The organism is Lentzea flaviverrucosa, assembly GCF_003350445.1.
GTDB classification, from domain to species: Bacteria; Actinomycetota; Actinomycetes; order Mycobacteriales; family Pseudonocardiaceae; genus Lentzea; species Lentzea californiensis.
The window spans coordinates 59,107-70,904 of sequence record NZ_QQAU01000010.1; the positions used below are offsets into that span (position 1 = coordinate 59,107).

Here is an 11,798-nt window from a genome sequence, read left to right on the forward strand (position 1 = left end):
GCCGTGCTGACCGCCGGAAGACCCGGTGAAGGTTCGTGGTCACCGCACTAGGACTGGTAGCGCTCCAACGCCGCGATCATGAGTTCGAGGCCGAACTCGAACTCGTGGTCGTGGTCGTAGGTCCCCAGCTCGTCCATCACCCCGGCGGACAGCGGGAACGCCGACACGTCGACGTCCTCGTAGGGCGACAACGCGATCCCGCCGAGCTCCGGCGAGGTCGCGACCTCCCTCATCAGCGTGCCCAGCAGGTACGACACCATCGCGCGCATCATCCCGACGGCGATCTTGCCCCGGAACCCCGCGCGCTCGAAGTTCATCAGCGCCGCCTCGATCGTCCGGAACCCCGCCTCGCTGCTCAGCCGGCGCGTCGCCAGCATCACGAACGCGCGGGGGTGCCGGCGCGCCAGCTCCCGCACGGCACGGGCGTGCGCCCGGATGTGATCACGCCAGTCGTCGCTGTCCACGTGGTACGGCCGCGCCTCCGCCATGATCCGCTCGGCCGCGAGGTCCACCAGCACTGCCTTGTTCGGCACGTGGTTGTACAGCGACATCGTGCCCGCGCCCAGCTCGGCGGCGAGACGCCGCATCGAGACGGCCTCGACGCCCTCGCATTCGATCAACCGCACGGCCGCATCCACGATGCGGTCGCGGGTCAGCGGTTCACGCGGCGAGGACACTGGCGTAGACCGCACGACGTGGAGTAACTTCCCTGCGACGTACGGCGTACGTAGGAGGGTCGGCCGGTATGACCGAGTCCAGGGCGCTGAGAGCGCTGCGGGAAGCGATCGTCTTGGAACACATGGAGTCGCAGAACGACCACGACTTCGACACCTCTCTGAACACGTTTCCGAACCCCCGCTACGAGATCATCGCGTCCGGCCAGGTCCTCGAGGGCGTGGACGCGGTTCGCGACTACTGGCGACGCACCCGCGCGGCGTTCCCCGACCAGCGCAACAAGGTCATCGACGTCCACCACGCCGACGACGCCGTGATCGTGGAGTTCGAACTGCAGGGCACGCACCTGGGCAGCCTCATCGGCGAAGAAGTTACCGGACGGTCGTTCAAGGTCAGGATGGCCGGTTTCTTCCACTTCGACAAGGACGTCCTCGTCTGCCAGCGGGTCTACGGCGACACGGCGACCGTCATGGCCCAGCTCGGCATGCTCGAGGTCCCCGAGAAGTTCTAGAACACGACACGAACCTCCCCGACGACCTGCCCGCCCCCGAGCACCGGCACGGACAGGGACTCCTTCGCGGGCGACACGTCGAACCCCATGGCGGCCAGCGCCGTGAGCCCGATCGCGGTCGTGGCACGGGGATTGCCGTCGAGCACCTTCACCGCGACCGCGTGCCCGGCGTCGGTCGCCAGCACCAGCACACCCTCCGCGCCGCCCTTGGCCACCACACCCGGCAACTGCTGCATGACCACGGTGTTCACGTGCCCGGTCCCGCCGACGTACTCGGGGAACTCGCGCATGGCATCGGCGACGGGCGTGCGCGCCAGCCCTTGCAGCGCCCGCGCCAAGCCGTGCAAGGACAACCCGAAGACGGGCGCGCCACAGCCGTCGATCGCCGTGTGCACAACGGACTCTTCGGACAACTCCTCCACCGTCCGCATCACCAGTCGTTGCAACGGATGCGAAGGCTCCAAATAGGTCTGCGTCGGCCACCGCGCCGCCACACACGCCGCGAGCATCGCCGCGTGCTTGCCGGAACAGTTCATCCGCACTCGAGAGGGTTCCGTCACCCGCTGGCGCGTCTCCTCGTCCTCGGGCCACGACGGCGGGCAGCGCAGCAACCCGACCGGCAACCCGCCGAGCAGCTGCATCACCAGCTCGACGTGCCGGTTCTCCCCCGTGTGCGACCCGGCCGCGATCGCCAGCGCGGGCCCGGCCAGGGGCGCTCCTGCGGACAGGCACGCAAGCGCTTGGAACGGCTTCATGCACGACCGCGGGAGCACCGGGTCCTCGACCGCGCCAACGGACACGCCCACGGCGCCGGACGGCAACAGGCCGACGACGCTGCCGTGGTGCAGGCTCTCCACGAACCCCGACCGGGTCACCTCAGCGAGCAGTGCGGGCACGAGCAGCCTCCAGCCGGTGGGCCAGCCTGGACAGCGCCAGGTTGACCACGAGGTAGACGAACGCGACGACGATGAAGGTCTGGATCAGCAGACCGTTGTAGTTCGCGAGCACCCGCCCGTTGAACAACAACTCCGTGTAGGACACGACATAGCCCAGCGAGGTGTCCTTCAACAGGCTGACGGCCTGGGTCACGAGCAACGGCGTCATGTGCCGCACGGCCTGTGGCAGCACCACGAACCGCGTCACCACTCCGTCCGGCATGCCCAGCGACAACCCGGCCTCGCGCTGGCCGGGATCGACCGCCGAGACGCCGGCCCGGAAGATCACCGCGTAGGAAGCCGCGTGCGACAACGCGAGCGGCACCACGAGCTTCCAGAACAGCGGCAGGTTCACCCCGAACGACGGCAGCACGAACAGCATCACGTACACGAGCAGCAGCACCGGAACCGTGCGCATGACCTCGGCATAGGCGTGGGTGAACCGGTTGGGCCGCAACGCGAGCAGCAACCCGCCCGCCATCGCCAGCACACCCGTCGCACATGCCGCCACCACCGTCGACCACAGGCCTTCGAGCAGATAACGCCACACCGGCCAGGTCAGATACGGCCTCCACCGAACCGGTTCCAGCTGCCCGCCGGCCGCGAACTGCCGCAACCCCAGTGCGACGAGCCCGAGGAGCACCAGCCCGGACACCACGGAGACCCAGAAGACCCGCCGGCGGAACCGGGGACCAGGAGCGTCGAACATCAGGCCAGCCGCCGTTCCAGCACGCGTGCCCCGAACCCGATCCCGGCGGCCATCACCAGGTAGCAGAGCCCGACGCCGGTGAACACCAGCAACGGCTGCGCGAGCTCCAGGTTGATCCGTTGCGCCGCTCGGGTCATGTCCACCACTCCGACCACACCGGCGAGTGCCGTCGCCATCGTCAGCGCGATCGCGATGTTCGCCAGCGGCTGCACGACGTTCTTCAAGGCCTGCGGCAGGATCACGTGCCGCAACGACTGCCGCAGCGACAGCCCCAGCGCCCGCGCGGCCTCGCCCTGCCCGGACGCCACCGAGTTCACGCCCGACCGCAGCGCCTCCGCCACGAAGGCCGCCTCGTACAGCGCGATCGCCGCGCAAGCCGTCCAGAACAACGGTATCTTCACGCCCACCTCCGGCAGCCCGAACACGAACAGCACCAGCCAGGCGAGCAGCGGGACGTTCCGCCACACCTCGACGTAGACCGCGCCGGCCGCGCGCAACAGCGGTACCGGCACGATCCTCAGGACGGCCACCAGCAGCCCGGTGAGCAGCGCACCGGCGAACGACAGCAGGGTCAGGGCGACGGTGTTCAGAAAGCCTTCGAGGACCAGGCTCATGAGGCGATCGCGGGTGGCGCCGGCGCGTCGCCGGTGACCACGGTGCCGATCGTCTGCTTCCAGACCTCCTGCCACAGCCCCGACTTGCCGAGCTCACGCAGCCAGTCGTTCACGAACGCCGTGAACTCGGTGTCCCCGTGCTTGATGCCGATGCCGTACGGGTCCTCGGTGAACGGCTCGCCGACGAGCTGCAGCTCGCTGTCCTTGGACGCGTCGGCGACCAGGATCGCCTGGTCCTGGACGTAAGCCTCGCCGCGGCCCTGCTTCAACGCGGTCAGGCACTCGGGATCGGAGCCGAACTCGACGATCTTCGCGGTGGGCGCCGCGTCCTGGACCGCCTTCACACCAGGGGTGTTCGCGCCGACGATGACGGTCCTGCCCGCCAGATCAGCGGGTGCGCCGATGCCGGACGTGCCCTTGCGCACCGCGATCGACTGCCCAGACTGGTAGTACGGCCCGGCGAACGACACGCGCTCCTGACGGGCGGGCGTGATCGTGTAGGTCTGGATGATCACGTCGACGGTACCGTTGGCCAGCAACGGTTCGCGCGTCTCCGACGTCGCGGAGAGCAGTTCCGTCGAGGGCTTGCCGACGATGTAGTGCGCGAGCAGCTTGCCCAGGTAGGCGTCGAAGCCGGTGAGCTCGCCGCTGATCGGGTCGAGCTGGGACAGCAGAGGAGCGTCCTGGGAGCCGCCGATGAGCAGCTCGCCGCGCTTCTTGATCCGGTCGACGGCCGAGCCAGGAGTGACCTGACCTGCATAAACGGGCGCCTTGGCCAGCAGGGCGTCGATCTTGCCGCCGCCCGGGACCGCGTCCGAACCGCCGGAGCACCCGGCCACGAAGAGCAACAGAACCGCTACGAACAGTCTCCCCATGCCGCGACGCTACTGAGCGCGATCAAGCAGGCACAAGATACGACAAAGCCGCTTGTCCGATAGTGGACAGGCGGCTTGTCTTGATTCAGATGCCGATCAGTTCAGACTCAGACGGCGCGAACGCCCTGGGCCTGCGGGCCCTTCTGGCCCTGACCGATCTCGAACTCGACCCGCTGGTTCTCCTCGAGAGCCTTGTAGCCGTTCATCTGGATCTCGGAGTAGTGGACGAACACGTCGGCGCCACCGTTGTCAGGGGAGATGAAGCCGAAGCCCTTCTCCGCGTTGAACCACTTGACGGTGCCCTGTACTGCCATCTTGCTACTTCTCCTCCAACAGGTGCCGGATCGCGCTCGCGACCACCGGGTCAAGCCACGGCAGCGTCTTCTCCGGAACCTGGAGAACCCGCACGCTCGCAACCTCGTTCCGCGAGCGGGGTTGATCCACGAACACGAAACGTACGACCGAAGACAGTCAACCACGGCTCCCCGCCCTCAGTCGAGACATCGATTTCGCTGCTATCGTGAGAGGCCAAATGAGTTCGCGGAGGTGCCCGTGTCGGAGCTGACGGCGATGTCGATCAAGGTCACCGTCGCACCCCAGATCTCCGGCGGACTTGCTGCGCTGGCCGGAAAGCACCTCGGCCGAGCCCCCGCCGAGACCGACCGGAACGACCGCGACGAGGACCGCGGCAAGGGCCGCGCGACGATCTCCAACAAGCTGGTCGGAGACGTCCACGGCACGGTGTTCCAGATCGGCACCGTGAAGAACATGAACACGCCCGACGGCCGGTAACCTGGAGGGTCGTTGACCCAGGGAGCCGTGGCTTGACCGGCAGTGAACGACTGCTCTTCTTCTTCATCGGTTTGGTGACCACATTCGTGTTCATCCGTATCAGCGTGCGCATGATCAGGGCGAAGGTCCGCTGGTGGCCGGGAAACATCGTGCACGGCGACACGCACGTGCATCACGTCGTGTTCGGCACCGTGTTGCTGCTCCTGTCCAGCGTCACAGGCCTCGTCATCCCCGACGACCTGCACGGCGCCAGGCTGGCCGCAGCGGCGGGTCTCGGCGTGGGCGCGGCGCTGGTGCTGGACGAGTTCGCGCTGATCCTGCACCTGAGGGACGTGTACTGGACGAAGGCGGGCCGGCTGTCCGTGGACGCGGTGTTCCTCGCCGTCGGTCTCACCGGGACGTTCCTGCTGGGCGCTCGCCCGTTCGGCTACGACGAGGTGCTGCAGCTCAACCCGGAGACGACGCCGGCGTCCACGTTCACGCTGCGGGTGATCATCATCTCCGTGAACCTGTGCTTCGCGATCGTGGCGCTGCTCAAGGGCAAGATCTGGACCGGCCTGCTCGGCCTGCTCGTGCCGGTGGTGCCCGCCGTGGGCGCCGTGCGGCTGGCACGGCCCGGTTCACCGTGGGCGCGCTGGCGCTACCTGGAGGGTTCGCGCAAGCTCACCCGCGCGTACCGCAGGGAGGCCAGGATCCGGCAGCCGATCATCAAGGCCAAGATCGCCGTGCAGGAGTTCATCTCGGGACGTCACGACCTGCCTGATCAAGACAGGTCGTGACGGGGCTCTACCCTCCGAGGATGTCCTGCTGGGCGCAGACCTGGGCCAGCGCCCCGGCGCACAGCTCCGCCGGCTTGACGATGCCCTCCGTGACCAGCGTCCGGACGGTGTCCTTCTTGATCAGTGTCGCGCCGAGCAGCACCGACTTGATGTCGCGCCGCGCGACGGGATCCCGCAGGTTGCCGGTGGCGAGGTCATCGGCACCCTCCAGGTCTCCGCGGGCGACGGCGATCGCCAGCCTGGCGGCGGCCTCGGCCTCGTCGCGCACCGGCTTGTAGACGGTGACGCACTGGTCGCCGCCCAGCACGGCCCGCAGGCCGTCCACAGTGGCGTCCTGCCCGGTGACCGGGACCCGCAGGTTCTTCTTCTTGAGCACGGCGATGACCGCGCCGGCGAGGCCGTCGTTGGCCGCGACCACCCCGTCGACCTTGCCGCCGTTCTCGTTCAGGATCTGCTCGAACAGCTGTCCGCCGAGGACGTTGTCCCAGTCGGCGACAGGCTGCGACTTCACGAGCTTGAGCGCGCCGCTGTCGTACTTCGCGGACAGCCGCGACTTCTGCCCCTGGGCGAAGAGCGTCGCGTTGTGGTCGGTCGGAGCACCCTGGATCTCGATGATCTGGGCCCCCGGTTTGTCGCCCAGGCAGTTCAGCAGGCCGTCGCCCTGCAACTGGCCGACGTTCACGCTGTCGAAACCGACGTGGTACTCCGCCGTGCCGCCGAGCGTGACCCGGTCGTAGTCGATGACCGGGATGTTCGCGGCCTTCGCCTTCTTCTGCACCGCGAGGCCGCCCGCCGCCGACAACGGCGTGATCATCATGACCTTGACCTTGCGGCGGATCATCTCGTCGGCGATCTGCGCGAACTTCGCCTCGTCGCCCTCGGCGTTCTCCATGAACGGTTCGATGTCGGCGTAGTTGAACGCCTGCGTGAGCAGTGGGCGGTCCTGTTCTTCCCAACGCGTGGATGTCGTTCGGTCGGGAAGGATTACCCCGACGATTGGTTTGGGACCGCGCGTAGGCAGCGTCGGAGACCCCTGACCTGCGTCACCGCAGGCGGAGAGGAGAAAGAGCAGGCACGCCGACGATGCCATTACCCGTCTTCGCATAATCGCGAAGTTCAGTCCTTGAATCTTGTTAAGTCAAGATTTCTTCTCATAACATCACGCTCCGCTTCCGATCGGCTACAGTTCGATTCCGTACGAAAGGCGCTGATGCGCAGAGCATTTTCGTGTCAGTGTGTCCAACTTGGGCGGCAATCGGGGGCCGCACCGTGTTGTTGGATCCAGCCCTGACCGGGTGTGAGGAGACAGCTAGGTGAGAACGCGCAGAACCGTGATGGCGGTGGCGGCAACGGTGTCGCTGATCGCAGCGGGCACTTCGGCGGCGGGGGCCGCACCGGCCACCACAGGGCCGACCACGGAGTACACCGTCCTTCTGGAAGAACCCGGAAACCGCGACTTCGCGATCGACGCCGTGGAAGCGGCGGGCGGCGAGGTCGTGCGGAGCAACGACGCCGTCGGACTGCTGACGGTCAAGGCGCCCGCGAACGGCTTCGCGGAGAAGGTTTCCGCTTCGAGCGCGATCGTCGGTGCCGCTCGGACGAAGCCGATCGGGCACGCGCCCGCGGCGAAGGCCGAGAAGGCCAAGCGGGACAACGTCGAGAAGGAGAACAAGGGCGAGAAGCCGAACAAGGCTCCCGCCCAGCAGGGAACGACGGCCGGCATGGACCCGCTCGACGGGGACCTGTGGGGCCTGAACCTCGTTCGTTCCAACATCGCGCGGGCCAAGCAGGCCGGCGACAAGCGCGTGTACGTCGGTGTTCTCGACACCGGTGTGGACGGTTCCCACCCGGACATCGCGCCGAACTTCAACAACGAGCTCTCGCGCAACTTCACCGTCGACATCCCGAACGACTCCGACGGTGGCGTGTTCGACGGCCCGTGTGAGTTCCGCGGTTGTGTCGACCCGGCGAACTGGGACGACGGCGGCCACGGCACGCACGTCGCCGGCACCATCGGCGCCGCTGCCAACGGTTTCGGCATCTCCGGTGTGGCACCCGGCGTGTCGCTCGTCAACATCCGCGGCGGCCAGGACGCAGGTTCGTTCTTCCTGCAGCCCGTCGTCGACGCCATCACCTACGGCGCCGACATCGGCCTGGACGTCATCAACATGTCGTTCTACGTCGACCCCTGGTACATGAACTGCGCCAACGACCCCACGGCCTCGGCCGAGGAGCAGTTGGAGCAGCGCACGATCATCGCGACCGTTCAGCGCGCGCTGAACTACGCGCACCGCAAGGGCGTCACGCTGATCGGTGCCGGTGGCAACAACCACGAGGACCTGGGCAAGCCGCGCCAGGACACCGTGAGCCCGAACTACCCGCCGGGTCACAACCGGACCCGTCCGGTCGACAACGCGACGTGCCTCAACCTCCCGACCGAGGGCAACCACGTCATCTCGGTGTCGGCTCTCGGCCCGTCGACCTCCAAGGCCGACTACTCGAACTACGGCCTTGAGCAGACCTCGATCTCGGCTCCCGGTGGTTACTTCCGCGACGGCCTCGGCACGCCGTGGTACCGCACCAACGAGAACCTGATCCTGTCGACCTACCCGCGCAACGTCGCTCTCGCCGAAGGCGCGATCGACGAGGCCGGCAACATCACCGAGGCCGGTCTGGCCGCGGGTGTGAAGAAGGCCGTGCAGGGCGACAAGGTCGGCTACTACCAGTTCCTGCAGGGCACCTCGATGGCCGCCCCGCACGCCGCTGGTGTCGCCGCGCTGATCGTCAGCGAGTACGGCAAGAAGGACAAGAAGAACCCCGGTCTGACCCTCGACCCCGACAAGGTCGAGAAGGTCCTCTACAAGACCGCGACGCAGCGCGCATGCCCGAACCCGCGCACCGTGTCGTACGTCAACGTGGGCCGCACGCCGGAGTTCGACGCCACCTGTGAGGGTGACGCGAAGTTCAACGGCTTCTACGGTCACGGCATCGTCGACGCCTACGGCGCCGTCACCCGTGGCAAGCAGTTCCTGTAAGTCCTTGTAAGGCGACAAAAGGCCCCCGGTGTCTTGCCGGGGGCCTTTTGCGTGCGACGAAAGTCGACTCTCCGCCCAACCTTCGTCTGAACGTTCCGGTCTGCCTTGACCGTGCCGTAGCGGCATAGTTTCAACTGGGTCTCGTCAGCAACCGGGGAGGAGGACGTCGTGGCGTGGAGCACCAGTCAACTGGCCGATCTCGCCGGCACGACGTTGCGCACGATCCGGCACTACCACGACGTGGGCCTGCTCGCAGAGCCGGAACGCCGCGCCAACGGCTACAAGAGCTACGGCGTGCCCCATCTCGTGCGGGTGCTGAGGATCAAGCGCCTCACCGATCTCGGGTTGTCGCTCACGCAGATCGCGGAACTGGGCGACGGGGACGAACATCCTCGCGAGGCCTTGCGGGAGCTCGACACCGAACTGGCCGCGCAGATCGAACGCCTGCAACGGATCAGGGCCGAGCTGGCACTGGTCCGCCTCCAGGAGGTACCGACCGACCTGCCGCCGGAAGTCGCGGCGATGATCGAGAACGCGAACCTGTCACCGCAGGACCGCTCGTTCACCGTCGTGCTGGCCCAGCTGCTCTCGCCGGAGACGCTGGCCAGGTACGCCGAGACGCTGAAGGGCTACTCGCGGGACCCGGCGGTGGTGGCGTTCGACAACCTGCCGGAGGACGCGGACGAGCAGACCCGGCAGGCCGTGGCGGACGGCATGCGTGCGATGCCGTACATGGCGCAGATTCGTGCGGTGTTCCCGGATCCGGCCGGTCTGTGGAGCGACGCCCCGCGAGGTGTGGAGCACGCGAGGCAGACGGTCATCAAGGTCATGGTCGAGCTCTACAACAAGGCCCAGCTGGACGTTCTCGCCCGCATGAGCGGCTGACATTCCATTGGTTCTGGCGCGCTGAGGGGCGCGTCGTCGGGGAGGTATTTGCTAATGCGAAAAACGATGTCGATGGCCGCGGTCGTGACCGCTGCCGCCGCACTGGTGGCGGTACCGGGGGTGGCGTCCGCCGCCACGCCGAAGCCCGAGGTGCAGTGGGTCGCCTGTCCCACCGACGTGGCGCTGCCCGGCCTGGAGTGCGGAAAGCTGCAGCTGCCGCTCGACTACCGCAAGCCGGAGGGCCGCAGGACCGAGGTGATGATCACTCGACTGGCCAGCAAGAACCCCGCGAAGCGCAAGGGGATCCTGCTGACCAACCCCGGCGGGCCGAGCGAGGGCCTGACGTTCCCGGCCGTGCTGAAGGCGGTCGGACTGCCCCAGGGCGTGCAGGACGCGTACGACATCATCGGCATGGACCCGCGTGGCATCGGCTACAGCTCACCGTCCACATGCGACCTCACCGAGGAGCAGATGGCCGACGGCAGCGTGCCTCCGTACGCCAACAACTCCGCCGAGGTGCGCCAGCGCGCCGACGAGGTCAAGAAGATCGCCGAGCAGTGCCTCAAGTCGTCCTCGGCCGGCGAACTGCCGTACAACACGACCGCGAACATCGCGCGTGACCTGGACTCGGTCCGCGCGGCGCTGGGCGAGAAGAAGGCGTCGTTCCTGGGGTACTCGTACGGCTCGTACCTGGGTTCGGTGTACGCCACGCTGTTCCCGAAGACCGCTGAGCGCGTCGTGATCGACAGCAACCTGCCGAAGGGCGGCTGGGACGTCGAGGGCGGCCGGCTGATGGGCCGCGGCGTCGAGGACACGTTCCCGGACTTCGCGAAGTGGGCGGCGGCGCACCCCGAGTACAACCTGGGCACGACGCCGCAGCAGGTGCGCGCCAAGTTCTTCGACCTCGCCGCGAGGCTCGACAAGACGCCCTCGGTGGAGGGCGTCGATGGCAGGCTGTTCCGCTTCATCAACTTCACGGCGCTCTACTCCACCGGTGACGAGGCCTTCTCGAAGCTCGCCGCCTCCTGGAAGGCCTTCGACACCGGCCAGCCGCAGCCGCCGCAGGAGTACCCGGAGGTCCCGCGCGTCCAGGCCCTGCTGGCAGGCCGCCTGAACGTGATCTGCGGTGACTCCACCTGGCCGTCGTCGGTCGGCACGTACGAGCGCAACGTGGCGATCGACCGCATCCGCAACCCGATGTTCGGCGCGGCCGCGGCGAACATCCAGCCGTGCGCCTTCTTCCCGAAGCCGGTGGAGAAGCAGGTCCTGCCGTCCGACCGGGGCCCGCGCAACGTGCTGCTGGTGCAGAACGAGCGCGACCCCGCAACGCCGCTGGTCGGCGCCCAGTCGACGCGCCGCGCGTTCGGCGACAGGGCCGCGATGATCACGATCGACCAGGGCGGGCACGGCGCCTACGTCTTCGGCAAGAACAAGTGCGCCAACGACAAGGTCACCGAGTACCTGCTCGGCGGACAGCGTCCGAACGACCAGAAGTGCGCCGCTGAGAACGGCTGATGACAAATGGGGCCCGGCTCGTGAGCGAGCCGGGCCCTCTGGCGTTCCGGTGGAAACGCTTTGCCAGTACGCGTTTCCACCGGAATGCGTCTACTGGGGACGAATGTCCGTTTCGCGAATTAGTAAAGACTCTTGCCAATAGAGGTGTGGACCGCTTACCGTTGCTCCCACGCCGCCCGGGCCCCCACAATCCCTGCCCCGGAGGGAACTTCGTGAAGATCACTGGTCGTTTCGCGGCCGCACTGCTGACGTGCGCCGCTCTCCTCACCACCACCGTCGGCACCGCCTCGGCGGCCAACCTCGACGAACCGCGCCTCAAGGACATCGCGATGCAGATCGTGTCCAGCGCGGAGAACTCCTCCACGGATTGGAAGTCCCAGTTCGGCTACATCGAGGACATCGACGACGGCCGCGGCTACACCGCGGGCATCATCGGCTTCTGCAGCGGCACCGGTGACATGCTCGACCTCGTC

The 11,798-nt window shown here is 67.4% G+C and carries 14 protein-coding genes; 7 read left to right on the top strand and 7 right to left on the bottom strand.

Features of this window, described 5'->3' with window-relative positions; genetic code table 11:
• Positions 1-47: 47 nt before the first annotated feature.
• Positions 48-692, bottom strand: coding sequence for a TetR/AcrR family transcriptional regulator C-terminal domain-containing protein (locus tag DFR72_RS28205; RefSeq protein ID WP_090068471.1), 645 nt, complete (start codon positions 690-692; stop codon positions 48-50).
• A gap of 53 nt (positions 693-745) precedes the next feature.
• Here DFR72_RS28205 and DFR72_RS28210 point away from each other — a divergent pair, with 53 nt between their 5' ends.
• Positions 746-1,186, top strand: coding sequence for an ester cyclase (locus DFR72_RS28210; RefSeq protein WP_090068470.1), 441 nt, complete (start codon positions 746-748; stop codon positions 1,184-1,186).
• Here DFR72_RS28210 and DFR72_RS28215 read toward each other — a convergent pair.
• The 5 genes from DFR72_RS28215 to DFR72_RS28235 all read right to left on the bottom strand — a co-directional run bounded on the left by DFR72_RS28215 (position 1,183) and on the right by DFR72_RS28235 (position 4,633).
• Positions 1,183-2,082: an asparaginase gene (locus tag DFR72_RS28215; RefSeq protein ID WP_245983579.1), complete on the bottom strand. Its 900-nt coding sequence runs from the start codon at positions 2,080-2,082 to the stop codon at positions 1,183-1,185. The two genes, DFR72_RS28210 and DFR72_RS28215, sit on opposite strands and share 4 nt — an antisense overlap.
• Positions 2,063-2,830, bottom strand: coding sequence for an amino acid ABC transporter permease (locus tag DFR72_RS28220; protein WP_090068466.1), 768 nt, complete (start codon positions 2,828-2,830; stop codon positions 2,063-2,065). The genes DFR72_RS28215 and DFR72_RS28220 overlap by 20 nt, the downstream gene beginning before the upstream one ends.
• Positions 2,830-3,444, bottom strand: coding sequence for an amino acid ABC transporter permease (locus tag DFR72_RS28225; protein WP_090068464.1), 615 nt, complete (start codon positions 3,442-3,444; stop codon positions 2,830-2,832). The genes DFR72_RS28220 and DFR72_RS28225 overlap by 1 nt, the downstream gene beginning before the upstream one ends.
• Positions 3,441-4,319 (bottom strand): glutamate ABC transporter substrate-binding protein, encoded by an 879-nt coding sequence (locus tag DFR72_RS28230; RefSeq protein ID WP_090068462.1) that lies wholly within the window; start codon positions 4,317-4,319, stop codon positions 3,441-3,443. The genes DFR72_RS28225 and DFR72_RS28230 overlap by 4 nt, the downstream gene beginning before the upstream one ends.
• 107 nt (positions 4,320-4,426) lie before the next feature.
• Positions 4,427-4,633, bottom strand: coding sequence for a cold-shock protein (locus tag DFR72_RS28235; RefSeq protein ID WP_030468404.1), 207 nt, complete (start codon positions 4,631-4,633; stop codon positions 4,427-4,429).
• 238 nt (positions 4,634-4,871) lie between these two features.
• Here DFR72_RS28235 and DFR72_RS28240 point away from each other — a divergent pair, with 238 nt between their 5' ends.
• Positions 4,872-5,111 carry a hypothetical protein gene (locus DFR72_RS28240; protein ID WP_114773778.1) on the top strand — a complete coding sequence of 80 codons (240 nt, stop codon included), beginning with the start codon at positions 4,872-4,874 and terminating at the stop codon, positions 5,109-5,111.
• Between the two features lie 74 nt (positions 5,112-5,185).
• Positions 5,186-5,890, top strand: a complete 705-nt coding sequence (locus tag DFR72_RS28245; protein ID WP_245983581.1) for a hypothetical protein — start codon at positions 5,186-5,188, stop codon at positions 5,888-5,890.
• A gap of 7 nt (positions 5,891-5,897) precedes the next feature.
• Here the strand turns inward: DFR72_RS28245 and DFR72_RS28250 are convergent, their stop codons facing one another.
• On the bottom strand, positions 5,898-6,995 hold the full coding sequence (locus DFR72_RS28250; RefSeq protein WP_090068458.1) for a sugar ABC transporter substrate-binding protein: 1,098 nt from the start codon (positions 6,993-6,995) through the stop codon (positions 5,898-5,900).
• Positions 6,996-7,224: 229 nt separating this feature from the next.
• On the opposite strand from DFR72_RS28250, the gene DFR72_RS28255 reads away from it, so the two are divergent.
• The 4 genes from DFR72_RS28255 to DFR72_RS47155 form a co-directional block, all read left to right on the top strand.
• The gene (locus tag DFR72_RS28255) at positions 7,225-8,925 is read left to right on the top strand and encodes a S8 family serine peptidase (protein ID WP_090068456.1); all 1,701 of its coding nucleotides are present in this window, start codon (positions 7,225-7,227) and stop codon (positions 8,923-8,925) included.
• Between the two features lie 168 nt (positions 8,926-9,093).
• Complete coding sequence (locus tag DFR72_RS28260; RefSeq protein WP_090068454.1) at positions 9,094-9,810, top strand: helix-turn-helix domain-containing protein; 717 nt, start codon at positions 9,094-9,096, stop codon at positions 9,808-9,810.
• Between the two features lie 54 nt (positions 9,811-9,864).
• Complete coding sequence (locus tag DFR72_RS28265) at positions 9,865-11,325, top strand: alpha/beta hydrolase (protein ID WP_090068452.1); 1,461 nt, start codon at positions 9,865-9,867, stop codon at positions 11,323-11,325.
• A gap of 212 nt (positions 11,326-11,537) precedes the next feature.
• On the top strand, positions 11,538-11,798 hold a 261-nt coding region (locus DFR72_RS47155), incomplete at its 3' end, for a chitosanase (RefSeq protein ID WP_245983583.1).